This is a genomic window from Kribbella sp. CA-294648 (genome assembly GCF_050943845.1).
Lineage (GTDB): Bacteria > Actinomycetota > Actinomycetes > Propionibacteriales > Kribbellaceae > Kribbella.
The window spans coordinates 7,885,570-7,912,405 of sequence record NZ_CP191981.1 but is presented as its reverse complement, the minus strand read 5'-3'; the positions used below and the strand labels follow the sequence as shown (position 1 = coordinate 7,912,405).

Genomic DNA, 26,836 nt, shown 5'->3' with positions numbered 1-26,836 from the left:
GTCCACCCTCCGAGCGTCGCGTCCACTCGATGGACCGGTTAGCAAACGCTTGGATCAAAACCATCGCCTTCCCTCCTCTTGGTTCTTGAAGCTGCCGGATCACGTCCGCCGGGACCGAAGAGGAGGGGTTCGTCGATGCAGGGACCCCGGGAACCGCGCGGGTTCTGGTTGGTGGTCAGCGGCTATGCCGTGTCGTCGTACGGCAACTATCTGAACCTGATCGCGCTGGGCCTGTTCAGCTACCACCTGACCGGGAGTGCCTGGGCCACCGGCGTGGTGATGGCGATTCGCCTGGGCGCCGGGTTCGTCACCGGCCTGATGGTCGGCACGGTGCTGGACAAGGTCAACCGTCGGCCCTTGCTGATCGGAATGGACCTGTTGCAGGCGGCGGCCATGGTCGCGCTGGTCGTGATTCCGAGTCTGGCCGTGCTGCTCCTCGTCGCGGTGGTCCTGGGAGTTGGCAACACCACGCTCGTGGTCGCGTTGCGCAGCGGCGTACCGGAGCTGGTCGGGACGGACGAGCGGGCCAAGGCCAATGGCCGGTTGGTGACGGCCCGGTCGTTGGCCACCGTGCTCGGGTTCGGGTCGGCCGGGTTGATCATCGACCTGAGTGGCTACGGCACGGCTTTCCTGGTCAACGGCGGTTCGTTCCTCGTCTCCGCAGTTGCGCTGACCTTCGTCACCTGGCCTGACCCACGACCGACCGCCGAACACGCGGCCGGCGATGGCGGCGCTCGGCGCGCCGTCTGGCGAATGTTGCCGCCACTGATCGCCGGCATGGTCGTAGTGCGCGGACTGGACGCACTCGCGTCGGCCGGCCACAACGTCGCACTCCCGATCTTCGCCAGTACTACGGCACCGGCCAACCCGGCGAGTCTGATGGCTCAGTTCATGACGTCCTGGGCGGTCGGCAGCCTGTGTGCCCACCAAGTCGTCAGCAGGCTGGTGATCGGCCGGCTCAAGGCGACGCTCGATCATCGCGTCTTCGCGGCCGCGACCTGCGTGATGTCGATCTGCTTCGTCCTTGCTTTTACCGGCCTGCCCACGGGCTGGCTGATCGCGGTCTGCCTGGTCGCGGGACTGGCCGACGGCGTCACCGAGATCGGCTACGTGTCCACCCTCCAGACCCTGCCCGGTCAGGAGCGGACGCGGATCTTCGGGCTGTCGGCCAGCGTGGAGAACTTCGCCTTCGGGGGCGGCATGGTCGTCGCCGCCGGGTTGCTGGCGACCTGGCCGGCGCTCCCCGTGGTCGCTGGGTTCCACGGCATCGCGCTGATCGGCGTACTGGTCTTTCTGTTGCTCTCAGTGAGGAGAACACATGATGGTGAACGCGTCGATCAGCCACGGCCCACGGCTGGTACCGGCCCTGGATGATCCGGCGGATGCGGTCAAGGCACTGGTCCGGGCGGCGGCCGACTTTCCCGGGGCCGGCGTCCGTACGCCGGGAGGCCTGCTCGCCTATCCGGAGCTGCTCGACCAGGCGCGGCGGACGCTGACCGGGTTGCGTGCCGCGGGTCTGTCCAGTGGGGATTCGGTGATCGTGCTGGGCCTTTCGCTGGACGAGTTCTTCCCGGCGTTCTGGGGTTGTCTGCTGGGCGGCATCCGGCCGGCCGTCATCAGCGAGCCGGTGTCGTTGGGATCGCCGGTGCTCGATCGCGTGCGCCACACCTGGCAGTTGCTGGACAGCCCGCTGATCCTCACCGATCGGGCAAACGCCGCCGTACTGGCGAGCGCGTCCTTCTCGGTTGAGTTGGCCGAGGAGTTGAGGCTGCTGTCGCCTGCTGAGCAGCTTCACGAGCCTGCACCTGAAGAGATCGCGCTCCTGATGTTGTCTTCGGGGAGCACCGGCGCTCCGAAGGCGGCGGCTCTCACTCAGCGCGCCCTGATGGAGTTCGCCGCCGGATCGCGACGCTTGCTCGACCTGCGGCCAGAGGAGTCGATGCTCAACTGGCTGCCCGTCGACCACAGTGGTGCGCTCTTGCTTTATCACGTTCTGCCGGCGTTCGTCGGTGCGACCAACGTGCACCTGCCGACTGCCGACGTACTCGCGGATCCCTTGCTCTGGTTGAAGAAAGCAGCGCAGTACGGCGTCGCGCACGCCTGGTCGCCGACGTTCGGACTGCAGCTCGCGGCCGACGAGTTGGCCGCGCGACCGGAACTCTCAATGGATCTCAGCAGCATCAGGTCGCTGGTCAGTGGCGGCGAGCAGATCGTCTTGCCGGTGGTCGAACGGTTCCTCGCGGCGACCGCGAGTGCCGGACTCGGCCGCGAGACTTTTCGGCCGTGCTGGGGGATGGCCGAGACTGCCACCGCGATCACGATTGGCCAGTTGACCTCCGAGGGCGGCGTGGCCCGGGTGCTCAAGTCGTCGCTGGCGGCTGACCTGGTGCTTGCCGGCCCCGACGTGCCCGACGAGGACTGTACGACGTTTGTCGCGGTCGGCCCGCCGGCTCCTGGAGCGTCGGTTCGCGTGACGGACGAGCAAGGCGAGGTGCTGCCGGAGTTGCGGATCGGCCGTCTCGAGGTCAGGTCGGCGCGGATCACGGCCGGCTACGTGAACAACGAAGAGGCGACACAGGCTGCGTTGCACGGCGAGTGGTTCCGGACCGGTGACCTGGCTTTCGTCGCGGCCGGGCAGGTGGTGATCACCGGCCGGGAGAGCGATCGCGTCGTACTGAACGGGAACACCCTGTTCTGCCACGAGATCGAGGAGGTCGCGGGCGGGGTCGAAGGGTTGAGCCTGCGCGGAGTCGGCGCCTGCGGAGTGCCGAATGCGCGCACCGGCACCGAAGATCTGGTGGTCTTCTTCGAAGACGAGGGCGCGCCGGATGATGTGGCATCGGCGATCCGGGCGGCGCTGTTCCGGCGGCTGCGGTTGACGGCGGCGGAGGTCGTGCGGGTGCCTGCCGGTGAGTTCCCCAGGACGGCAAGCGGCAAGGTACGCCGTACCGAACTCCGCGAGCGCTACCAGGCCGGCCGGTACGACGAACCGCCTGCGGTGGCGCCCTCACCTGGTGAGGTGATGGGGGAGGTGCGTCGGTTGGTGCAAGAGCTCGTCGACGGGCCGGCGCGGGACGACGTACCGCTCTACGAACTCGGACTGACCTCGATCAAGGTCGCCCGGTTGCGGGCCGGGCTGGCCGAGCGGTTCGGCATCGACGTACCGGCGACGGTGCCGTTCGAGCATCCGACGGTGCGGGCTTTGAGTTCTTGGATCACTGCTACTTCGGACTCTGTTGCTGTCGATGCTGTGGTGAACGAGGTGGCGGTCGATCGACGGGTGGCGATCATCGGGCTGGCGGCGCGGTTCCCCGGGGCACGGACGGTCGACGAGTACTGGACCAATCTGCTGGCGAGTGTGGACAGCGTGTCCCACTTTGCGGGCGGTGGTCCGGACCACGTCCTGGCCGGTGGGGTGGTCGAGGATGCGGATGCCTTCGACACGGAGTTCTTCGGCTTGTCGCCGAAGGAGGCAGGGCTGACCGATCCGGCGCATCGGCAGTTCCTCGAGGTGGCGCATCAGGTGCTGGAGAACGGTGGCTATGCGGCCAACTCGTCGAACCTCAGGATCGGTGTCTACGCCGGCACAGGGATGAACCTTTACGGGCATCAGGATCGCCTCGGGGATGCTGCCGTCGCCGGGGCGCAGCGAACCGTCGCCGACGTACCGACCGCGATGCAGGCGACGATTGGTGACACCGCGGACTTCCTGGCCAGTCGGGTGGCGTATCGGCTCGGGCTGACCGGGCCGGCGATCGGCGTACAGACGGCGTGTTCGACTTCGCTCGTCGCGGTACACCTTGCTGTGCAGGCATTGCTCGACTCCGACGCTGACCTCGCGATCGCTGGTGCTGCTGCGGTCCGGCTGCCGCAGGATGCTGGGTATCAGTACGTCGAGGGCTCGATCTTGTCGCCGACCGGGCGTTGCCGTCCGTTCGACGCCGGCGCTGACGGAACGGTCGGCGGCAACGGGGTCGCAGCCGTCTTGCTGAAGCGGCTCGATCGGGCCATTGCCGACGGCGACACCGTGCATGCAGTAATCCTCGGCAGCGCGGTCAACAACGACGGCGTCGGCAAGGTCGGCTTCACGGCGCCGAGCGTCACCGGCCAGACCGACGTGATCCGCCGCGCCTTGCAGCGAGCGGGCGTTGGCCCAGAGACCATCTCATACGTCGAAGCCCACGGCACCGGTACTGCGCTCGGCGACCCGGTCGAGTTCGAAGCCCTGTCCCGCGTCTTCCGCGAAGCCGGCCCCCGTACTGCGAAGTGCGCGCTCGGGTCGGTCAAGGCGAACGTGGGACACCTGGACTCCTGCGCGGGCATGGCCGGGCTGATCAAGACCGTGCTGATGCTCCAGCATGGTCAGTTGGTCCCGACGATCAACCTGAACCAGCCCAATCCTGAGCTGCGGATCGAGGACAGCCCGTTCGAACTCACCACGGTGGCGCGGGCCTGGCCGTCGGACGAGTCGCCGCGGCGGGCCGGTGTCAGCTCCTTCGGGGTTGGCGGGACCAATGCGCATGTGGTGCTGGAGCAGCCGCCGGTTCGCGCGCGACGTGGGCGGCGTACCGGGGCTGTAGTACTGCCGGTTTCGGCGAAGTCGGAGGCTGCGTTGGTGGAGTTGACGGCTTCGTTGCGGGCTCATTTGCTGGCGCATCCGGAACTGGAGGCGGCTGATGTGGCGACGACGATGGCGGTGGGGCGGCCGCAGTATCCGCATCGGTGGGCGGTGACGGGATCCGATACCGGGGAGTTGGCGTCTGCGTTGGCCTCGACGCCGCGGGCCGTTGCTGGAGGTCCGCTCGCGTTTGCCTACACCGGTCAGGGGAGTGCTTATCCGGGGATGTCCGACTGGTTGTATCGCACGTTTGACGCGGCCAAGGCGGTCTTCGACGAGGTCGAGCGAGCGGTGGGGGAGCCGGTCGTCTCGGGCCGGGCTGAGGTGACGCAGGTCGGGCTGTTCGCGCATCAGGTTGCCTGGACCGAGGTTTGGCGGTCGCTCGGTGTTGTGCCTGACTTCGTTCTCGGGCACAGCGTGGGGGAGTTCGCGGCGATGTACGCGGCCGGCGCGTTGTCCGTGGCGGATGGCGCGTTGCTCACCGCTCGTCGCGGTGAGCTGATGACCGCGCTGGAGCCCGGCGAGATGGTGGCCGTGAGCGCCGAACTGGCTGTAGCGCAACGGATCGCAACGTCCTGCGGCGTAGAAGTAGCAGCAGTCAACGGCCCAGACCGGCAGGTGCTGTCGGGCTCGGTCGACGCGATGGCACGAGCGATCGCAGCCCTTGACCGCGAAGACATCGCCTGGCGCCGGCTACCAGTAGACCGAGCCTTCCACTCCTGGCTCGTAAGCCCAGCACTAGAACCACTAGCCGAATACGCCGAAAAGCTAACCTTCGGCGCACCGCAGAAACCCCTGTTCAGCGCTGTCGACGGCTCTGCTCTGTCCCGCATCGACGGCCGCTACCTCCAGGACCATGCCCGCCGCCCCGTCCGCTTCGACCTAGCCATCTCAGCCGCCGCAGAACGCGGTGCCAGCCGCTTCCTGGAGATCGGCCCAGACGCAATCCTGACCCCCCTAGGCCGCCGAACCCAACCCGGCACCACCTGGACCCCCACCCAACGCCAAAACTCAAAAACCCAGTTCGCCGAATCCCTCGCAACCCTCTACCAATCCGGCACCCCCCTCAACTGGCCCCTCCTAACAACCGGCCACCGAATCCCCCTCCCCGGCCACCCCCTAACAAGAACCCCCATCAACCCGTACCCCCAAACACCCCCACAACCCACCCCCATTCCAACCCCAACCCCAGCCCTCGCCCCAACCCCAGCCGTCGCCCCAACCCCAGCCTCAACTTCAGCCCTCGCTCCAGCCTCAACCTCAGCCCTCGCCCCAACCCCAGCCGTCGTCCCAGCCCTCACCCTCCTCGACCAAGTCCGCGCCCTGCTAGCCCCTTCCCTCGGAATGCCCCCCGAAGACATAGACCCCGACACCCCGTTCCTAACCCTCGGCGCCGACTCCCTCTCCCTGATGAGACTCGTCACCGACCTAAAAGACACCTACGGCCTAACCATCGGAGTCCGAAGCCTCTTCACCGACACCAACACCCCCACCAAACTGACCACCCTCCTCCAACAACAGACACCAGAGCCCGCACCCCCCACACCACAACAGCAGACACCCGAGCAACCGCTGCAACCGCAGCCCGCGCAACCAGCTCGGCCCGCACCGGCTGCAGTGCAACGCCAGGCACCTCAGCCCACGCAGTCAGCTCAACCCCCACAGACTGCGCAGCAACCCGACACATCTCGCAGTGGGCAGCCTTTGGCAGGACTTCAGGCGACGATCGATCGGCAACTGCAGCTGGCCGAGCGCATGGTCGACCGCGTGTCGGACCTGATGTCCGAACAACTCGCCCTTCTCAAAGGCACACCACCGGAAGCACCCAGCATCGAGCCCGCAGCGAGCGTGGAGCCCGCAGTGACTGTCGAGCCTGTAGTGAACGCCGTGGTGCCAGTTAGCAGTCCGCCTGCGGCGCGGGTGGAGGTGCCGGCGGTTGCTAATACCAAGCCGCGAGGTGCGTGTGACTTCAGTTTGTACTTCTTCGGGGATTATCCGGACTCGGCTCAGCGGGATAAGTATGGGTTGATTTTGCGGGCTACCGAGTTTGCGGATCGGCGGGGGTTTCATGCGGTTTGGCTGCCTGAGCGGCATTTTCATTCGTTTGGGGCGTTGTTTCCTAATCCGTCGGTGCTTGCGGCGGCGTTGGCTACCCGGACTGAGCGGATCAGGTTGCATGCCGGTTCGGTGGTGCTTCCGTTGCACAATCCGATTCGGGTGGCTGAGGAGTGGTCGGTGGTGGACAACCTGTCCGGTGGGCGGGCGGGGATGTGTATTGCCAGCGGGTGGCATGCGCGCGACTTTGTGCTTGCTCCCGGCAACTATGGCAAGCATCGGGAGGAGCTCTACGACCGGCTCGACACCGTGCGCAGGTTGTGGGCGGGTGAGGAGATCTCCGCGACGGCCGGTGATGGCCAACCGGCCGAGGTGCGACTGCATCCTCAACCGATCCAGGAGCACCCGCCGTACTTCGCCGCGGTGGTCGGCAACCCGGAGTCCTACAAACTTGCCGCGCGCAACGACATCGGCGTGGTCACCAACCTGATGGCGCAGTCCGTCGAGGATCTCGCCACCAACATCGCGCTCTATCGCACGACCCGAGCCGAGCACGGTCTCGACCCCGACGCGGGCCGCGTCGTCGTGCTCCTGCACACCTACGTCGGCGGCGACCTGGAGTCGATCCGCGCGGAGGCGTACCAGCCGTTCTGCGACTACCTCCGCTCGTCCCTGTCCCTCTTCGGCCAGGTCACCAACAGCCTCGGCTTCCAGATCGACCTCGAGAAGACCGCGCCCGACGACGTCGACTTCCTGCTCGGCCAGGCCTATCAGCGGTACTGCGAATCGCGCGCCCTCATCGGTACGCCGGAATCGTCCACACCCATCATCGACTCGATCCTCGCAGCCGGCGCCGACGAGCTCGCCTGCTTCGTGGACTTCGGCCTGACTCCCGATCAGGTGATGCAAAGCCTCACGGTCGTCGACACCCTCCGCACGCAGTACACAACCCGGCCAACCCAGAACCAGGGACGACCGCTGACCGCAGCCGAGCGACGGATCTGGTTCCTGGAGCAAATGAACCCCGGCGGCAACACCTACCACGAGCCGAAGGCGATCGAGCTGCGCGGCAAGCTGGACACCGTCGCCCTCCAAGGTGCGCTGCAGAAGGTCATCGACCGCCACCCGGCACTGCGCACCACCTTCCGCGAGGTCGACGGCGAGCCGCGCGCTTTCGTCAGCGACCGCCTGCGGTTCGACCTACCAATAGAGCCGGGCAACGACCTCCAGACAGTCCTGTACGACGTACGCCTGGGCGATCTGGATCTCTGCAACGGACTGTTGCTGAGGGCAAAGTTGGTCCGGCTGTCCGACGAGCATCACGTCCTGCTGCTCGTCGCGCATCACATCATCTTCGACGCCTCCTCGACGCCAGTCCTGGCCAAAGACCTCGCCGCCTACTACCGAGCCTGGCCCAACGATCCAGACCTTCCAGCCACCTCCGACGGTCTCGAAACCGCGGAGACCCCGACGGCCGACGACGTGAACTTCTGGGTCAGGCAACTCACAGACGCCGAGGAGCTGCAGCTTCCGACCGACCGTCCGCGTCCCCAGAACCGCAGCGGCGCAGGCAAGTCACTGACCCGCGACCTCGACCCCCAGTTGACCGAGCGAATCACCACCTTCGCCGGCCAGACAGGTGTCACCATTTTCAGCACCCTGCTCGCCGGCCTAGCAGTAGTTCTGGGCAGGTTCAGCGGGCAACGCGACTTCATCCTCGGTACCGGCGTCTCGGGGCGAGGCAAGTCGGCCCGCGACGCCATCGGCATGTTCATCGACACCCTGCCCCTACGAGTCGCCATCCCAGAGGACGCGGACTTCGCCGGCTTGGCGCGGGAGCTCGGTCTGTCGCTGATGGATGCCGTCGACCATCGGCAGGTGCCGTTCGACGAGATCGTTGCCGCGGTCAACCCACCTCGAGTTGCCGGACGCAACCCACTGTTCGGGGTTGCGGTCGAGTTCGAGAGCGGCACGGACCAGATCTCCTTCGCGCCGCCGTCGGTGGAAGCCGCCCTGCTGGACCTACCCAGCGAACGAGCACCGCTCGACCTCGTGCTCTACCTGACCGCGCACCCCAACGGCCTGAACTGCGTCGTCGAGTACGACACCGACCTCTTCGACGAGCCGACCATCACCCGCCTGCTGGACTACCTGGAGCTGACCCTCGACCTGGCCACGGCAGCCCCGACGGAACAGCTCGCCAACCTGGCGCCCCTGACTCAGCGCGACACCGATCGACTGGCCGAACTAGAAGGTGCCCCAGGCAACCAATCACTCCACTGCCTCCACCAACTGTTCGAGCAGCAGGCCGACCGAACTCCCACCGCGATCGCCATCAGAGGCGCGTACGGCGAACTCACCTACGTCGAACTCGATCACCGAGCCAACCAGTTCGCCGCCGAACTGATCACCCGAGGCATCCAACCCAACGAGCTAGTCGCGATCTGCCTCCCGCGAGGCACCGACCAGATCGCCGCCGTGCTCGGCGTACTCAAGAGCGGCGCCGGCTACCTCCCCCTGGATCCCGCCCTCCCGGCAGAGCGCCTGCGCTTCATCCTCGAAGACTCCGGCGCGGTCCAACTCATCACCACCGACGACCTGCCCGACCTCGGTGCCCAGCCACAAATCCGCAGCGAGCAACTCAAAAACCACACCGAACGACCGCGAGTAGCCGCCACCCCCGACGACCTTGCCTACTGCATCTACACCTCAGGCTCGACCGGTACGCCGAAAGGCGTGCTCGTCCCGCACCGAGGCACCGCCAACTACGTGCGCCAGTACGTCGCCACCCACCCGGCAACGGACGGCTTGTCCTGGGCATCCCCGATGTTCGACGGCAGCATCCACGAGATCTTCACCTCCCTGGCCGCCGGACAGGCGCTGGTCCTGATCGAAGACGCGGCCCGCCACGACTTCGTAGTACTGGCTGAAACCATCCGCCGGTACGACGTACAGCGGATCGCGCTGCCGTTCAGTGCTGTTCATGCGTTGCTGGCGACTCGGCCGTCCCTGCCGTCGCTGCGAGAGATCTACGCCGCGGGGGAGCCGACCATCCCCGGAGCGGTCGAGCACGACTTCCTCGCCGCGCATCCGGATTGCTTGCTCTACAACGGTTATGGACCGACCGAGGCTTCCATCGGCGTCGCCGAGCACCGAGTCAAGGCAGGTGAAACCATGCCGCCCATCGGCCGGCCGATCCCGGGCGTCCGGATTCGGCTGCTCGACCCGGATCGCCGGCCGGTGCCGCTCGGCGCGATCGGCGAGATCTGCGTCGAGGGCACCTGCGTGACCAACGGCTACCTGAACCGGCCTGCGGAAACAGCAGCCGCCTTCTTCGCACCCGGTTGGTACGCCACCGGCGATCTCGGTCGCTGGCGCCCAGACGGCACCCTGGAGTTCCGCCAACGCCGTGACGACCAGATCCAGATCCGTGGTGTCCGGATCGAGCCAGGCGAGATCAGGGCCGCCATCCTCGACCATCCCGAGGCGTCCGATGCCGCCGTGATCGCGGTCGACGGCGAGCTGGTCGGCTACGTGGCCGGCCAGGTGGACTTCACCGAGCTGACCGAGCGGCTGAGCGCGCGACTTCCGCAGTACTTCGTCCCCCGGCGTTGGGTCCGGATGGATCGGTTGCCGCTGACAACCAATGGCAAACTCGACCGAGCGGCCTTGCCGACGCCCGGCGGTCCGCAACGCCACGGCGGCCAACCAGCCAGTACAACAGAGCGACTTCTGCACGAAGTGTGGAGCGAGGTGCTCCGAAGGACCGACCTCGGCGTCGATGATTCGTTCTTCGAACTAGGTGGTCATTCCCTGCTGGCTGTCCGGCTGCTCAACCGCATCCAGGCGGCGACCGGCGAGGAGTTCACCCTCACCGAGTTCTTCCGTACCCCGACCATCCGCGCCCTGGCCGCGAGGATCGACGGCCCGGTCAAGGTCGAGATCGAGGACACCGCCCCGACGACCTTCCTGCAACAACGCGGACTGAGCATCAACAAGACCCGGACCGATGCGTCCATCTACAACGGCGTCGCACGCGTCGACTTGTCCGGCGAGCTCGATCCGCTCATGCTGCGGACCGCCCTGCAGACGCTCGTGCAGCGCCATTCCGCCTTACGGACCAGAGTTTTCGACGACCGCCAGGAGGTGCTGGAATCCGTCCCGGTCGATCTCCCGGTCACGGAGTTGCCGGATGACGAGGCGAAGATCCATGAGTGGTGCGTTGCCGCTGCCCACCCAGCCCTGGACCCCACCGAAGCGCCACTGTGGCGCGTCCGTCTCGGCCGGGTGTCGCCACAGCGCTGGGTGCTCGCGGTCGCCGTCCAGCACCTCATCTACGACGGCTGGTCCGCCCGGCTGTTCTGGCAGGAACTCTCCGCCCTGTACTCCGGTGCCGAGCTCCCCGCCCCCTCCGGTCAGTACAGCGACTATGCCCGATGGGAGCGAGCCAATCTCACTGGCGAGACGAGGACCAGGCTGGAGGAGTTCTGGCGCACCACACTCGCTGGTGCATCACTCCGGCCCAACCTGCCGACCGACCACCCGCGACCAGAGGTCTTGTCCGGCCAAGGCTCCACCCATCACGTCGACCTGCCCCGAGATCTCCAAGAGCGGATCAGATCCACAGCAGCCGCAGCCGGGACCACGCCGTACGTCGTGATCGCGGCCGGCTTCGCTCGGTGGCTCGGTGACCTCTGCGGTCACGATGAGGTCGTGCTGCCCGTCTCCAGCGCACGCCGGAGCCGCCCGGAACACGACGGCATCATCGGCTATCTCGGTGAAGCTGTCCTGGTTCGAGTCAAACTCGACGCGGCCGACCTCCTGGCGGAGACAGCAAAGGCGCTGTACTCCGCCCTGGACCACGAGACGCTGCCCTTGCTCGAGGTCATCCGGGTTGCCCTGCCGGATCGAGCGACCCTGCCCTGCCCAGCGGCGATGCCGGTGCTCTTCACGGTCATCAACGGCCCGCACGCGACGCTGTCTCTGCCGACTGGCGAGTTCCCTGTCCGCGGCGTCGCAGTACCGGGGCAGGCTCGGACGGAACTCTATGTCGTCTTCACCCTGACCGAGGAGAACTTCACTCTCGACATCGAGTACTCCACCGACCTCTTCACGCCCACCACGATCGCCGGCTGGGCCGCGGCGTTGACCGAGCAGTTGGGCTACGAACCGAGGGGGACGGACGCGAGCAGCTGAGGTCGCATGAACGGCCGGGGACCATCCGGGGCGTGCCGGAAGCGCACCAGTTCGGCCGCCCGGATGGTTGCCTCATCCAAGGAAACCGAACGGTGTTCCCGCACCCAGTCGATCAGCACCTCCGGCGCGGGGATGTCGGTGGTGAAGTGCAAAAGGTTCAGGTACCAGATGTCGCGCCGGCCGTAGTCGAGTTCATGCCAGGCGTCGTCGCCCAACTCGTCCTTGAGTCGATCCATGAAGAGGTCGGCCTGATCGTCGAGCGGAATCGCCGAGGCCATCACGGTGCCAGGTGTGAGCGTCAGGCCGGTGACCTCGATCCGGGCCGGCCCGACCGTGCTCGCGGCTCGTTCCATCGCCGCCCGGTACCGCTTGATCGCCGGCTCGTCGGGATCGACGTCCGGCCGGTAGAACTCGAGTGCCCGCACCGTGAGATGCGCCGAACCAACCTGCCCGGTCTGCCAGTGCCCACCCGCGATCGCCGCTGCCTCCGCCGTCAACGCATCAAGCCGCAGGCTCAACGAGCCGTCGACCGGCGGCCGTAGTACGACCGAAACCGGCCATCGCCCACCTACCTCAGGCGGCACATCCCGCTGATGCTCGCCGGCACGAACCAACGGGACAGCCTCGGCAAAAAGCTGATCGAACTTGGTCGAACTGATGATTCCTCCCTGGGTCGGCTTGTACGACGCCCACGGCACCGCACTGGTTCAGAGAAGCTGATTCAGAAGACGGAGTGCGGTGATTCAGCAGTTATTCAGTAGCTGAGGTGCTGGACCGGTTCAGGGGCGGGCCGGTTGGATGAGCACATGACTACACGGTTTGGATTGTTCGTTCCGCAGGGGTGGAAGATGGACCTGGCGGGGATCAGTGACCCCGTCGACCAGTGGGAGGCCATGACCGCCGTCGCGCGCAAGGCCGACGAGGGGTCCTGGGACTCGATCTGGCTGTTCGACCACTTCCACACGGTGCCGGAGCCGAGCACCGAGAGCACCTTCGAGTGCTGGACGGCCACCGCCGCGCTGGCCCGGGACACCCAGCGGGTGAACATCGGCCAGATGGTCGGCTGCAACGGGTACCGCAACCCGGCGCTGTACGCCAAGATCGCCTCCACCGTCGACGTCGCCAGCCACGGCCGCCTGTACGCCGGACTGGGCGCGGGCTGGTACGAGCACGAGTGGAAGGCCTACGGCTACGAGTGGCCGGAGCTCAAGGACCGGATGGGTGCGTTCCGCGAGGCCACCGAGATCATCTACAAGATGTGGACCGAGGACGAGCCGGTCTTCAACGGCAAGTACTACTCGATCGACAAGCCGATCAACGAGCCGAAGGGCGTGCGCTTGCCACACCCGAGCCTGTGGATCGGTGGTGGCGGCCCGAACGTCACGCTGAAACTCGTCGCCCAGTACGCCGACGCGGCCAACATCGGCGGTGGCAACCCGGACGTGATCCGGGAGAAGGCGGCCATCCTCAAGGGGCACTGCGAGAAGCTCGGCCGGGACTACGATCAGATCATCAAGTCGACCGGGATCAACGCCTTCCCGATCGACAAGGGTGCGGACCCGCAGAAGGCGACCGCCCAGGCGCTCGGGCCGATGAACTGGGAGAAGTTCAGCAACGACAACCTGATCGGGACCGAGGACGAGATCGCGAACAAGGTGGAGGCCGCCCTCGAGGCCGGTGCCGACTACGTGATCTTCTACGTGCCTGGCGTCGCCTACGACCTGGACCTGGTCGACCGCATCGAGCAGGTCGCCAAGCGCTTCGCCTGACCCCTGAGCCCGGACCTCTCAGGGGTCAACCCCTCCAAGGGTGGGTTGCCTAGCCGGAAACTCGTGGGGCAACCCTGCCTCTCAGGGGTTAACCCCTGAGAGGCAGGACGGGGGACGGGGCTGGCCGGTACCGGTCATGGCGGGTGTACGCCAGGCCGATCAATGGACCGTGGCCGGAGGCAACTGTAAGGCTCGCGGGGATGGCCCCGCGAGGGTCGGGGCATCGGGAGGTGCCCCCTGTGACTTCGTCACGCCTTGCAGCCATCTTGTCCTCCGCCGTGACGGCCGGCGCCTTACTGGCGTCGACCGTCACCCCGGCCGGCGCGGTGGTCCCGACCGCGCGGGCGGCGGGCCCCTCCGCTGGTGGTGCCGGTGCAGGATCCGGTACCGGCGCCACCAGCCCCGCCGCGCGCCCGACGCCCGGCGCGAGCACGCACCGGATCACCCTGGTGACCGGCGATGTCGCCGAGTTGACCATCACGCAGGGCGGGCAGCGGTCCGCGCGACTGATGGACGGCGGCAACTACTACCTCGGCGACTTCGACAACGAGCTGACCCTGGTCCCGGTCGCGGCGTACCCGTTGCTGACCGAAGGACGGTTGGACAGCCGTCTCTTCAACCTGACCAAGCTGGTTGCCCAGGGCTACGACGACGCGGCCACCGCGAACCTGCCGCTGCTGCTGACCTCACCCACCACCACGCTGAGGGCACCCGAAGCGCCGGTGGCCGCGACCAAGCGGCTCACGCTGGCGAGCGTCGGCACCACCGCCGTGACGGTCCGCAAGGACCAGGCCAAGAACTTCTGGACCGGCATCAAGGACAACAAGCTGCGCGGCGGCAGCGGCGGTGTCGGAAAGATCTGGCTCGACGGCCGTACCCGCGCCACCCTCGACCGCTCGACGAAACAGATCGGTACCCCCACCGCCTGGCAGTCCGGGTACGACGGCAAGGGCGTCAAGGTCGCCGTACTCGACACCGGGTACGACGCCCAGCACCCTGATCTGCGCAAGCAGGTCATCGGCTCGCAGAGCTTCATCCCCGACCAGCCGGTCCACGACCGCCACGGTCACGGCACCCACACCGCATCGGTCGTCGCAGGCCTCGGTACTGCGTCCGCCGGCAAGCGCAAGGGCGTAGCACCCGGCGCGCAGCTGCTGATCGGCAAGGTGCTCGACGACAACGGCACGGGCCTGGACTCCGAGGCGATCGCCGGGATGGAGTGGGCCGTCCAGCAGGGCGCCAAGGTGATCAACCTGAGCCTCGGCGGTCTGCCCTCCGACGGCACCGACCCGATGAGCGAGGCCGTCGACCGTCTGTCCGCCTCCAGCGACGCGCTCTTCGTCATCGCCGCCGGCAACGCGGGAGCCGAGGAAACCGTTGGTTCTCCCGGTGCCGCCGCGGCCGCGCTGACGGTCGGTGCGGTGGATCGCGACGACAAACTCGCCTCCTTCTCCAGCCGCGGTCCGCGGCTCGGTGACGGAGCGATGAAGCCCGAGGTGACCGCTCCGGGCGTGGAGATCGCCGCCGCGCGGGCAGCCGGTTCCGACGGCGGCCACCACCTCGACCAGTACTACACCGCCATGAGCGGTACGTCGATGGCGACTCCGCACGTCGCGGGTGCCGCCGCGATCCTGGCGCAACGGCACCCCGAGTGGACCGGTGAACAGCTCAAGGCAGCACTGGCGACCACCGCCGTACCGAGCAAGGGCGCGACGCCCGTGCAGCAGGGGCTCGGGCGGATCGACATCCCGAAGGCGCTCGATCCCAAGGTTCTGCCTGACCAGGCCAATCTCTTCTTCGGCGATCTGTCCTGGTCGGGGACCGCGCCGGCTCCGGTGTCCCGGAAGATTGCCTATAGCAACAACTCGGCCAAGCCCGTGACGCTGGACCTCAGCGTGGCCGCGACCTCCCCGGGCGGCGTGCGCGCGGCGGTCGGGGTCAGCCCGGCCAGGCTGACGATCGCGCCGGGAGGGACCGCATCGGCGACCGTGACGGTCGACCTGGCGAAGACCCAGGCCGCGAAGTACTCCGGTGAACTGGTCGCGCGCGGCGGCGGTTCGTCGTACCGGACCGGGCTCGGGTTCGCGGCGGGCGGGCGGCTGCACCAGGTGACGGTGAAGGCGCTCGGCCGCGACGGCAAGCCGGTCGTGCCGGTCAGCGCGAGCGGTGTGCAGTTGTGGAACTACCACACCGGCGACGTGACCGCGATCGCCTTCGACCACACCGGCGCCCAAACGCTCGAGGTGCCGACCGGCCGGTACAGCGTGATGTCCTTCGTGATGGGCGGTGACGAGGCCGGCTGGACGAACTCGATCATCCTGCTGGGCGATCCCGATGTCCGGATCACCGGTGACCGGACCTTCGTCTTCGACGCCCGCAAGGCGAACAAGGTCACCGTCCGGACGCCGCAACGAGCGGATGCCCAGAGTGTCGGCATCGCCTGGCGGCGCAAGACCGGTGAGCGGGATGCCGTCTCCGGCTGGGGTTTCGGCAAAGATGTTGCCAACGGCATCTACGTGCAGAACTTCGGCAAGGTGGCCGACGGCCTCTTCCAGGTGGTGCAGCGCTGGGATCTCGCCCAGCCGAAGCTGACCGTCGACGTCACCGGTCCTGGCGGATTCAGGTTGCCGACGCCCGACGACGGAGCCTACGAGAACCAGTACGTCGGCAACGAGAAGCTGCCGCTCTTCAATGGCGGTGACGGCAGCCCGGCCGAGCTGGCCGGTGCCAAGGGCAAGGTCGCACTGATTCGCTGGCGCGACTACGACCAGACGAATGCTCAGGTCCAGGCGGCCAAGGACGCGGGTGCCAAGGCCGTCTTCCTCTACAACGAGCAGCCCGGCTTCTGGGGTGACGGCGCCGAGGTCGGCCTGCCGGTCTATCTGCTTCGCCAGCCGGAAGGTCAGAAGCTGATCAGTCTGCTCAAGCAGCGCGAAGTTGTTCTCCAACTGAGCGGCCTGCTCGACAGCACCTACCGCTATGACCTCGCGGTGGGTCCGCAAGTGGTCAATGGCCCGCTCACCTACGACTTCGCCAAGATGCGGCCGGCCGCGGTGACGACGAAGTACGGGAGTAACGACGCCTGGTTCCTGCACGTGGATCAGCGGGCGGCTCACTTCCCTGGGTTGGCGACCGCGCTGACCGCCAAGCGCCTGGTGACCGGCCCCGTCACCAGGACGGACTACCTGGCCAGTGAGGTCCCGGGCGTGACCTGGGACGAGAAGACCGCGGCGGGGGAGTGGAACGAGTCCGGTTTCGAGTACAGCCTCCCGCGGAGCTACCGGCCGAACGAGAAGGTCACCCGTGAGTGGTGGTCGCCGCTTGCTCGCCCGGCGGTCCCGGACGGGACGGGCAGCGAGGCGGACGGGCTCCCCGCGGCCCGGTTCGAGAACGCGTTGCGGGTGGCGATTCCGCAGTACGTGAACGGGGACCGCAGCATCTACGGCTGGGTCGACAGCCGGGGTGACAGTACGTCGCTCACGCTCAGCAGCAACGGCAAGGTGCTCGGCAGCAAGGACTGGTCGGTGGCACAGTTCCCGGTCCCGGCAAGGACGGCCTGGTACGACCTGACGCTGGTGGTGCGGCGAGCCGAGGACAGTTGGGCCAAGACGTCCACAGCGACCCACACCAGTTGGCATTTCCTGTCAGCCCCGACGAAGTCGCGTGCCGTGCTGCCATTGGTGCAGGTCGACTACCGGCGTACCGGTAACACTCTCGAGCTGAAGGCCGGCTACCAACCCGGCGTACGGGGTCTCGGCATCTTCCGCACCACGGCGGAGGTCTCGTACGACGCGGGCAAGACCTGGCGCCGGCTGACCGTCGTACCGCGCGGGCTTGATCGCGGCACGGTGCAGCTCCCGGCGACCAAGGGAGAACTGACGCTCCGGGTGACGTCGCGCGACCTGATCGGCAACAGCGTTCGGCAGACGATCGAGAAGGCCTGGGTGACAAAGTGAAAGATTCTCAAGTAAGCGCTTGACCAGAAAAGGGCGACGCCACGGAAGCCGGGGGGAGTAGCTCCGTGGCGTCGCCGGGGGCGCGCCCAGGGAGGGGTGGGGGCAGGCGCGCCGGTTCAGGGTGGCTCAGTTCCCGAGAACGCCTCCTCCGAGAACGCCGAGCAGGCCGAGTACGGAGAGCAGATTGCGGATCACCTGGTCGACGGCCTTGGTGCCGCCGGTCTGGTACGCGGTCACGCACTTCTGCAGCTGGTCCTGGGTCGGGCGGGTGATGGTCACCTTCGCCATCTCGGACTGGCAGTAGGTGGTCGCTGTGGTCAGCTCGGTCAGAGTCGTGCCGACCGAGCCGACGATCAGGCCGACCGACGTCTGCAGCTTCGCCACCAGCGGCGGCGCCGGCGGCTTGGACGTCGGGGGCTTGCTGGTCGGCGGGGTGCTCGGCTCGCTCGTCGGCGGCTTCGTCGTCCCGGGCTTGCTCGGGGCGGTCGTCGTCGGCGGACGCTTGGTCGGGGTGGGCGTCGGCTTGCCGTCACCCTCCTGGACCATGGTCGGCTGCGAGGTCGGCTTCGTCCCGGCCGGGTACGTCGGCAGGTCGACGGCCTGCGGCAGGTTGTCGTCGGCCGGCGCGTCGACCTCCGGGTCGCCGACCCGGTCACTGGCCCGGTCGACACCCTGGTCGTCGCTCTCGGTGCCGTTGCCGACCGCGATCCAGCTGCCCCCCGCGTAGGCCTTGGCGATGCTGATCACCAGGTCGGCGTATTGCTGGGAGTGGTTGTAGCGCAGGACGGCCGCGTTCAGGTCGGAGGCCTTGGACAGGTTGCCGCTGCCGGAGCACAGGTAGACGGCGGTCGACATCGCCGCGTCGTCGATGTCCTGCGGGTTCTTCAGGCCGTCGCCGTCACCGTCGACGCCCATCAGCTGCCAGGTCTGCGGGATGAACTGCATCGGCCCGACGGCCCGGTCGTAGGCGGCGTCGCCGTCCAGCTTGCCGCCGTCGCTGTCGGTGATCCGCGCCGTGCTCGTCCCGTCCAGCCGGGGCCCGAGAATGCCGGGCGTGACCACACCGTTCGTCATCAGCGAGTTGCCACCGAAGCGTCCGTGGTTCGACTCGACCCGGCCGATCGCGGCCACCAGGGTCCACGGCAGCTGGCAGCCGGGGTCAGCCTGGGCCATCACCTGCTGGGCCCGCGAGTAGGCCTTCAGTGCGGCGTTGGGGATGCCGTTGCGGGACAGGCCCGAGACCACCTGGGTCGGCTGCTCACCGGGATCGACACCGTTGCCGACGACACCGGGCACGGCGATGTTGGCCGGGTCGCCGATCGGCGTCTTCGGCACGACGACCGGCGTGTTCCTGGCCGATCCCTGCTCCAGTCCTGCCGTCGCGATGGCAGGGTCATCGGTCGCACTGACGGTGAACGCGCTCGCGAACAGCGCCAGCGGAATCAGCGGCGCCACCTGACGCCAGCCGCCTCCGCCCAGGGCACGCTTGCCCATCGCCATCGATGATCCCCTCCGTGACTCATCGACTTGCCCCGCCTCACGCCGCGGACAAATCTGCTGATCCTGTCTCCGGCCACCGTTCGTCTGTTTGGTCTAACGCCCGTCCCGCGCGTGGGTTACGTGGCAGACGCAGACAGTGCACGACCGGTCACTCGGGTACCCATACTGGCGCGTAACAACGCACAAGTGAAGCCCCCGGGCGCGACCGGCCTGCCGGAACCGTCCGGAGCGCGCGGTCCCCGCCCATCCGGCGTACCGGCCGGTCGGGGAGAATGGCGGCCGTGCCCGACCACACCAAGCTTTCCGCCGACCTGTTCGACCGAGCCTCCGCCGTCACACCGGGCGGGGTGAACTCTCCCGTCCGCGCCTTCCGTGCCGTCGGCGGCGTACCGCGTTTCATGGCCTCCGGTGACGGATGTCACATCACCGATGTCGACGGCAACACCTACGTCGACCTGGTCTGCTCCTGGGGCCCGATGCTGCTCGGCCACGCCCATCCCGAGGTGACGGCGGCCGTCCAGGCGGCGGTCAGCCGCGGGACGTCGTACGGGACGCCGACCGAGAACGAGGTGCTGCTGGCCGAGGAGATCGTCGGGCGGACCCCGGTCGACAAGGTCCGGCTGGTCTCGTCGGGCACCGAGGCGACGATGTCGGCGCTGCGGCTGGCCCGCGGGTTCACCGGGCGGGACAAGATCGTCAAGTTCGCCGGCTGCTACCACGGTCACGTCGACGCGCTGCTGGCCCAGGCGGGCTCCGGTGTCATCACCCTCGGCATCCCCGGTACGCCGGGAGTCACCGAGGCGACCACGGCCGACACGATCGTGCTGCCCTACAACGACCAGGCAGCCGTCGCCGAGGCCTTCGCGCAGTACGGCGACCAGATCGCCGCGGTGATCACCGAGGCCTCGCCGGGCAACATGGGCGTCGTCCCGCCGGTCGACAACTTCAACGACTTCCTTGCCAGGACCTGCCGGGACAACGGTGCGCTGTTCATCTCCGACGAGGTGATGACCGGCTTCCGGATCACCAGGTCCGGTTTCCACGGGATGGGCATCGACACTCTGGCACCGGACCTGATGACGTTCGGCAAGGTGATGGGCGGTGGCTTCCCGGCGGCGGCCTTCGGCGGCCGGGCCGACGTGATGGCGCATCTCGCGCCGGAGGGCTCGGTCTACCAGGCCGGCACCCTGTCGGGGAACCCGGTCGCCACCGCGGCTGGGCTGGCCACGCTGCGGCTGGCGACCGACGAGGTCTACGCCAAGCTCGACCAGACCGCTGAGACCATCACGCGGATTGTCATCTCGGCGCTGAGCCGGCACGGTGTGCCCCACCGCACACAGAACGCCGGGAACCTCTTCAGCTTCTTCTTCGTGGAGTCTTCGGACGAGGTGACGCGACCGATCAGGGACTTCGCCGGGGCGGGAGCCCAGGTGCTGCCCAGGTATGCCGCGTTCTTCCATGCCATGCTGGACAACGGCGTCTACCTGCCGCCGAGCGCCTTCGAGGCCTGGTTCGTGAGCGCCGCCATCGACGACGACGCCCTGGCCACCATCGAGAAGGCAGCCGTGGTGGCCGCGCGCGCCGCTGCCGCAGTACAGAACTGAAGGAGAAGGCTCGGTGACCGAAACGACGGTCGTGCACCTGATGCGTCACGGCGAGGTGCACAACCCGACCGGCGTGCTCTACGGCCGGATCCCCGACTTCCATCTGTCCGAGCTCGGCCGCAAGATGGCCGACCGGGTCGCCGAGCACGTGGCCGGCCGGGACATCGTGCACCTGGTCAGCTCGCCGTTGGAGCGGGCCCAGGAGACGATGGAGCCGATCGCCAAGACGTTCGGGCTGACGCCGGACATCGACGAGCGGGTGATCGAGGCGGCGAACCTGTTCGAGGGCAAGAAGTTCGGTGTCGGCGACGGCGCGCTGCGCAACCCGAGTGCCTGGTGGCTGCTGCGCAACCCGATGAAGCCGTCCTGGGGCGAGCCGTACCAGCAACTGGTCCGCCGGATGCGCGACGCGATCGAGACCGCCCGGCAGAAGGCCGCTGGGCACGAGGCGCTGATCGTCTCCCACCAGCTGCCGATCTGGATCGTCCGATCGGCGATCGAGGGCCGTCGGCTGATGCACGACCCGCGCAAGCGGCAGTGCAGCCTGGCCAGTCTGACCTCGTTCACCTTCCACGGCGACTCGATCGTCTCGGTCGGCTATGCCGAACCGGCCAAGGACCTGCTCCCGGTCAAGGACCCCAAGAAGTTCGTGGGCGGCGCCTGATGCGTTCCCCCCGTACTACGCACCCGCTGCCGCCACGCCGCCGTCGCGGCCAGGTGCTCGCCATCGCCGCGGTGCTGCTCGCCGCAACAGCCTGTACTTCGGGCCAGGAAGCGAAGGACAGCCGGCAGGGCCAGACGGGCTTTGTCAGCGGTACCGGCCGGGTGTCGAGTTTCGCGCCGGCCGACCGGGTGAAGGCGCCCGATTTCAAGGGCACGACGCTCGACGGCAAGCAGTGGAATTTCTCAGACCAGGCCGGCAAGGTCGTCGTCCTGAACGTCTGGGGATCGTGGTGTCCGCCCTGCCGCAAGGAGGCACCGGACTTCGCGGCCGCGGCGAAGGAGCTCGGCCCGAACGTCCAGTTCATCGGACTGAACACCCGGGACCTCGATCCGGCGCCGGCGAAGAAGTTCGTCGAGGCGTTCGAGATCCCCTACCCGAGCATCTACGACCCGGCCGGCAAGCAGTTGCTGCTGTTCCGAGGCCAGAAGATCTCGGCCGTCTCGATTCCGGCGACGCTGGTGATCGACAAGCAGGGCAAGGTGGCATCGCGCGTCATTGGCGAGGTCACCAAGCAGACGCTGCTCGGCATGGTGAATGATGCTGCCGCGGGTTGACCTAGGAATCCGGCACTGTGGGTGAGTGGTTCGCCCAGTCGATGACGGGCTCGATGCTGGTGGCACTGCCGATCGCGGTGCTGGCCGGTGCGATCTCGTTCTTCTCACCCTGCGTGGTTCCGTTGCTACCCGGCTATCTGTCCTATGTGACCGGGCTGTCCGCGGCCGAGCTCGGGTCTGAGCGACGCGGCCGGATGCTGGCCGGCACGAGTTTGTTCGTGGCCGGGTTCTCCGCCGTCTTCATCCTGACCGGTGTGGTGTTCGGTGCCGTTGGCAACGCTCTGCTCGACCACCAGGCCGTGATCACCAAGGTGCTCGGCGGTGTGACCGTCGTACTGGGCCTGATCTTCCTGGGTGGCTTCGGTTTTCTGCAGCGCGATGTCCGGGTGCACCGGGTGCCGGCCGTCGGGATCGCGGCGGCGCCGTTGCTCGGCGTACTGTTCGGGTTCGGCTGGACGCCGTGTATCGGGCCGACGCTCGGTACGGTGATGAACCTGGCGGCGACCGAGGGCAGTACCGGACGAGGTGCGACCCTGGCGCTGGTGTTCAGCCTCGGGCTGGGCATTCCGTTCATCGTCGCGGCGCTGGCCTTCCGCCGGATGCTCGGTGCGGTCGCCTGGGTTCGCAAGCACCAGGTGCTGGTGATCCGGATCGGCGGCGTGCTGATGATCGCCGTGGGGCTACTGCTGCTGACAGGGGTGTGGGACTCGATGACCGCGGATCTCAGGCAATGGGTCGCGAACTTCGGATCGGCGGTGTGACGTGACGGACGTCAAGGACCGGGTCGAGACGCCGACCCCGCCGGACCTGCCGAAGCTCGGCCTCGTCGGCTGGCTGCGCTGGACCTGGCGGCAGCTGACCTCGATGAAGACCGCCCTCGTGCTGCTCTTCCTGCTCGCGCTCGGCGCGGTGCCCGGATCGCTGATCCCGCAGACCGCGATCGACCCGGTCAAGGTGGCGGACTTCTTCGAGCAGCACCCCAAGCTCGGGCCGTTCTACGACAAGCTCGGCCTCTTCGACGTCTACAAGTCGGCCTGGTTCTCGGCCATCTACCTGCTGCTGTTCATCTCGCTGATCGGTTGCGTGGTGCCCCGGCTGCAGGTCTACCTGAAGGCGTTGCGGGCCCGCCCGCCGAAGCCGCCACGCAACCTCAACCGCCTGCCCGGGTACCAGTCGTTCGAGCCCACCGCCTCCGACGGCGACGTGCTGGAGCTGGCCGCGACCGAGCTGCGCCGGCGCCGCTTCCGGGTCGAGCTGTACGACGGCGCGGTCGCCGCCGAGCGCGGGTACCTGCGCGAAGCGGGCAACCTGCTCTTCCACTTCTCCCTGATCCTGGCCCTGGTCGGCGCGGCCTGGGGTGCGCTGTTCGGCTACCGCGGCACCGTACTGGTTGTCGTGGGCAACGAGTTCTCGAACTCGGTGGCGCAGTACGACGATTTCAGCCCGGGCCGGGTGTTCACCCCGGACGACCTGCCGCCGTTCTCGCTGAAGGTGAACAGCTTCTCGGTGAAGTTCGAGACCACCGGCCCGCAGCGGGGTGCGGCGCGTGAGTTCAACGCGCCGATCACGTACCAGGAGACGCCGGACTCACCGGAGAGGTCCTACGACCTGCGGGTCAACCACCCGCTCAAGGTCGAGGGCACCAGCGTGCACCTGCTCGGCCACGGCTACGCGCCGAAGGTGACGGTCCGCGACGGCAAGGGCGACATCGCCTTCTCCGGACCGGCGCCGTTCCTGCCGCAGGACGGCAACTTCTCCTCGTTCGGCGTGATCAAGGCCCCGGACGCGCGACCCGAGCAGCTCGGTTTCGAAGGCTTCTTCCTGCCGACCGCGGTGATCGACCAGCGCGGCCCGGTCTCGGTCTTCCCCGATGCGGTCAACCCGGTGCTGGCGATGACGGCGTACTACGGCCGGCCGGCGCAGGAGACCGGCAAGCCGCAGTCGGTGTACCAGCTGGACAAGACCAAGCTGACCCAGTTCGGTGACGGCAAGGGCGACAAGCTGCGGTTCCAGCTCGCGCCCGGCCAGACCAAGGTGCTGCCGGACGGGCGCGGCTCGATCACCTTCGACTCGTACCAGCGCTGGGTGAAGCTGCAGGTCAGCCACACCCCGGGGCTCGACCTCGCGCTGGTCGGGATCTCGCTGGCCATTCTCGGGCTGATGGGTTCGCTGTTCATCCACCCGCGCCGTACCTGGGTGCGGGTCCGCACTCAGGACGGGCGTACCGTGGTCGAGGTCGCCGGCCTGGACCGGGGACCCGAGCGAGGCCTCGGGGACGAGATCCAGGCCATCGCCGACGCGCTGAACCCAGCTTCGAAACCAGCCTCGAAACCCAGCAGAGCAGCCAGTGAAACCTGAGCAGGAGCAGCCATGAGCCCGGAGACGTTCGCACAGATCTCCAACCTGGTCATCCCGACGGCGACCGTGATCTACGCGATCGCGATGATGTCGCACGCGATGGAGTGGGCGATGGGCCGCGCCGTCGTCGTCGCCGAGAAGCCTGCCGAAGTACTGGTCGGTGCTGGTGGCGGCGAAGTACAGGCTGCCGGCCACGGCGATGCTGATGATGCCGACACCCGGACGCGGTCCGCGCGGGTCGAGGCGGCCAGCCGGATCGGGGTCATGCTGACCTGGCTCGCGTTCCTGCTGCACCTCACCGGTGTGGTGACCCGTGGCTTCGCGGCCGGGCGGGTGCCGTGGGGCAACATGTACGAGTTCTCCATCACTGCCTCGCTGGCGGTGGCGGCGGTCTACCTGGTCTTCGTGCACCGCTACAAGCTGCAGTGGCTGGGCCTCGGCGTCACGCTGGTCGTAGCAGCCGTGCTCGGCCTGGCGACACTGGCGCTCTACACCCCGGCCGGCCCGCTGGTGCCGGCCCTGCACTCCTACTGGCTCGTGATCCACGTGTCGGCCGCGGCGATCTCCGGTGGCGCGTTCACGATCGGCGGGCTGGTCTCGATCCTGTACCTGGTCAAGGCGCGCGCCGAGCGGCGAGTGCTGGCCGGCGGGACGATGTCGGCATCGCTGAAGCGGATGCCGAGCGCCGAGGCGATGGACGGTACGGCGTACAAGGTGCTCGCGTTCGCCTTCCCGCTGTGGACCTTCGGCGTCCTGGTGGCCGGCCCGATCTGGGCCGAGTATGCCTGGGGCCGGTACTGGGGCTGGGACCCCAAGGAGGTCTGGTCGCTGGTCACGTGGGTCGTCTACGCGGCGTACCTGCACGCCCGGGCGACGGCCGGCTGGCGTGGCCGCCGGGCCGCGACGATCGCGATCGTGGGCTGGTTCGTCTTCATCTTCAACTTCGTCGGGGTGAACCTGCTGGTCTCCGGCCTGCACTCGTACGCCGGGGTCTGACCGATGAAGGAATTCGCCATCTACACCGGCCTGCGGCTGGCCCTGTTCGTGGTCAGCTTCGGCATCCTCTGGGTCGCCTTCCACAACTGGCTGACGATCTGGCCACTGGCCCTGCTCGCCCTGGTCATCACCTCGATCCTGTCCCTGTTCGTCCTCCGCTCCGCCCGCGAACGCCTGGCCGGCAAGATCGAGTCCCGCGCCGACCGCATGGCCGCCCGCATCGAAGCGTCCCGCAAGGCCGAGGACGACGACTGACCTAGAAGTAGAACGAACGCTGGTAGGTTCCGAGCGTGTCGACTTCTGGGGCTGGGCCTCGGTGGCTTGGTAGCGCTGGGCAGTTGGTGCTGGCGGTGCTGATGGCTGCGGTGCTGTTGCCGGCAGGGCTGAAATCAGCTCACGTCGGCGGGGTGCCTGCCGGGTGGGTCGTTGTGATCGCGGCCGCGCTCTTCGCGGTGCACGTGTGTGTGGCAACGGCTCGGCGGTGGCCGAGCTGGTCGTTCGGCGTCGGCTCGGGGGCCTGCGCGGTGCTGCTGGTCGCGCCCGAGGTCGACGGTGTCACCGACTTTGTCGAGTCGAGTGAGTACAGTCCGATCTTGTTGCCCAGTACTTTGTGTTTCTTTGTTCTGTTGTACGCCGTCAGTGCGCACAGCCGGGCGCCGTGGCCGAATCTTGGGCTCGCCGTTGGTCTGGTCGGCAGCTGCCTGACCTTGGCGCGGCTGTGGGGGTTCACCGGCACCCCGATCGACAGCTGGGCCTGGTGGTTGCTGATTGGCGCGACCGCGTTCGGCGGAACGCTCGCTGCCTGGTCGCTGGGGCGCTACCGAGTCACCCGAGCCGCCTGGACCGCCCAGCTGGCCGACCGGGCCGCCGCCGACGAACGCCGTCGGATCGCCCGCGAGATGCACGATGTGGTGGCGCATTCGCTCGCGGTGATGGTCAGTCAGGCCGAGGGCGGGCGGCTGGTCGTCCCGGGGAAGCCCGAGCGCGCGGCCGAGATTCTCACCACCATCGCCGATACCGGCCGAGAAGCGCTGACCGAGATGCGGGGGCTGCTCGGCGTACTGCGGGACGACGACCTGCCGACCGAACCCCAGCCCGGGCTGGCCGATCTACCCGCGCTGGTCGAGCGGGTGCGTGCGGCAGGTGTCGAGGTCGAGTTCTCGACGGACGACGACCTCCAGGTGCCGCCCGCAGTCGCGCTCACCATCTATCGCGTCGTGCAGGAGGCGCTCACCAACGTGACCCGGCACGCGGGACGACGACCGACCGCCCGGGTGACGGTTGAGCAGACAGCGGACGGCATCGACGTACTGATCACGAACACCGGAACCGTGCCCGCGACCGCAGGCTCCGGACGCGGGCTGGCAGGCATGCGAGAGCGGGTCGACACGGTCGGTGGAACACTCGAGTCCGGCCCGGCTGACGGTGGCTGGCGGGTCAGTGTCAGGGTGCCATCGTGAGCGAACCTGACCAGATCCGAGTGGCAGTGGTCGACGACCAGGAACT

Annotated in this window: 14 protein-coding genes; 12 read left to right on the top strand and 2 right to left on the bottom strand. The window is 67.8% G+C overall.

Annotated elements, in window-relative coordinates:
- Window positions 1-135 precede the first annotated feature (135 nt).
- Both ACQPYM_RS37745 and ACQPYM_RS37740 read left to right on the top strand, forming a co-directional pair.
- Window positions 136-1,374, top strand: a complete 1,239-nt coding sequence (locus tag ACQPYM_RS37745) for an MFS transporter (protein ID WP_433010707.1) — start codon at window positions 136-138, stop codon at window positions 1,372-1,374.
- Entirely contained in the window at window positions 1,319-11,869 is a 10,551-nt protein-coding gene (locus tag ACQPYM_RS37740) for a MupA/Atu3671 family FMN-dependent luciferase-like monooxygenase (RefSeq protein WP_433010704.1), read from the top strand. Before ACQPYM_RS37745 ends, ACQPYM_RS37740 begins: the two co-directional genes overlap by 56 nt.
- Here ACQPYM_RS37740 and ACQPYM_RS37735 read toward each other — a convergent pair.
- Window positions 11,836-12,567 (bottom strand): hypothetical protein, encoded by a 732-nt coding sequence (locus tag ACQPYM_RS37735; protein WP_433010701.1) that lies wholly within the window; start codon window positions 12,565-12,567, stop codon window positions 11,836-11,838. The genes ACQPYM_RS37740 and ACQPYM_RS37735 overlap by 34 nt on opposite strands.
- A gap of 108 nt (window positions 12,568-12,675) precedes the next feature.
- Between ACQPYM_RS37735 and ACQPYM_RS37730 the strand changes: the two genes are divergently transcribed.
- Both ACQPYM_RS37730 and ACQPYM_RS37725 read left to right on the top strand, forming a co-directional pair.
- On the top strand, window positions 12,676-13,638 hold the full coding sequence (locus ACQPYM_RS37730) for an LLM class F420-dependent oxidoreductase (protein ID WP_433010698.1): 963 nt from the start codon (window positions 12,676-12,678) through the stop codon (window positions 13,636-13,638).
- A 239-nt stretch (window positions 13,639-13,877) separates the two neighbouring features.
- Window positions 13,878-17,594 (top strand): S8 family serine peptidase, encoded by a 3,717-nt coding sequence (locus ACQPYM_RS37725; protein WP_433010695.1) that lies wholly within the window; start codon window positions 13,878-13,880, stop codon window positions 17,592-17,594.
- A 126-nt stretch (window positions 17,595-17,720) separates the two neighbouring features.
- Here the strand turns inward: ACQPYM_RS37725 and ACQPYM_RS37720 are convergent, their stop codons facing one another.
- On the bottom strand, window positions 17,721-19,094 hold the full coding sequence (locus tag ACQPYM_RS37720) for a lytic transglycosylase domain-containing protein (protein WP_433010691.1): 1,374 nt from the start codon (window positions 19,092-19,094) through the stop codon (window positions 17,721-17,723).
- 272 nt (window positions 19,095-19,366) lie between these two features.
- Between ACQPYM_RS37720 and hemL the strand changes: the two genes are divergently transcribed.
- The 8 genes from hemL to ACQPYM_RS37680 are packed head-to-tail and all read left to right on the top strand — an operon-like array spanning window position 19,367 to window position 26,790.
- The gene (gene hemL, locus ACQPYM_RS37715; RefSeq protein ID WP_433010688.1) at window positions 19,367-20,698 is read left to right on the top strand and encodes a glutamate-1-semialdehyde 2,1-aminomutase; all 1,332 of its coding nucleotides are present in this window, start codon (window positions 19,367-19,369) and stop codon (window positions 20,696-20,698) included.
- Between the two features lie 40 nt (window positions 20,699-20,738).
- A complete protein-coding gene (locus tag ACQPYM_RS37710) occupies window positions 20,739-21,362 on the top strand; it encodes a histidine phosphatase family protein (protein ID WP_433023470.1) in 624 nt (207 codons plus the stop codon).
- Window positions 21,362-21,976, top strand: coding sequence for a TlpA family protein disulfide reductase (locus tag ACQPYM_RS37705; RefSeq protein ID WP_433010685.1), 615 nt, complete (start codon window positions 21,362-21,364; stop codon window positions 21,974-21,976). Before ACQPYM_RS37710 ends, ACQPYM_RS37705 begins: the two co-directional genes overlap by 1 nt.
- A 17-nt stretch (window positions 21,977-21,993) precedes the next feature.
- Window positions 21,994-22,737, top strand: coding sequence for a cytochrome c biogenesis CcdA family protein (locus ACQPYM_RS37700; protein WP_433010682.1), 744 nt, complete (start codon window positions 21,994-21,996; stop codon window positions 22,735-22,737).
- Between the two features lies 1 nt (window position 22,738).
- Entirely contained in the window at window positions 22,739-24,334 is a 1,596-nt protein-coding gene (resB, locus tag ACQPYM_RS37695; RefSeq protein WP_433010679.1) for a cytochrome c biogenesis protein ResB, read from the top strand.
- Between the two features lie 12 nt (window positions 24,335-24,346).
- Window positions 24,347-25,330 (top strand): c-type cytochrome biogenesis protein CcsB, encoded by a 984-nt coding sequence (gene ccsB, locus ACQPYM_RS37690; protein WP_433010676.1) that lies wholly within the window; start codon window positions 24,347-24,349, stop codon window positions 25,328-25,330.
- Window positions 25,331-25,333: 3 nt separating this feature from the next.
- Window positions 25,334-25,585: a DUF4229 domain-containing protein gene (locus ACQPYM_RS37685; protein WP_433010674.1), complete on the top strand. Its 252-nt coding sequence runs from the start codon at window positions 25,334-25,336 to the stop codon at window positions 25,583-25,585.
- Between the two features lie 35 nt (window positions 25,586-25,620).
- Window positions 25,621-26,790 (top strand): sensor histidine kinase, encoded by a 1,170-nt coding sequence (locus tag ACQPYM_RS37680; RefSeq protein WP_433010671.1) that lies wholly within the window; start codon window positions 25,621-25,623, stop codon window positions 26,788-26,790.
- Window positions 26,791-26,836: the final 46 nt, after the last annotated feature.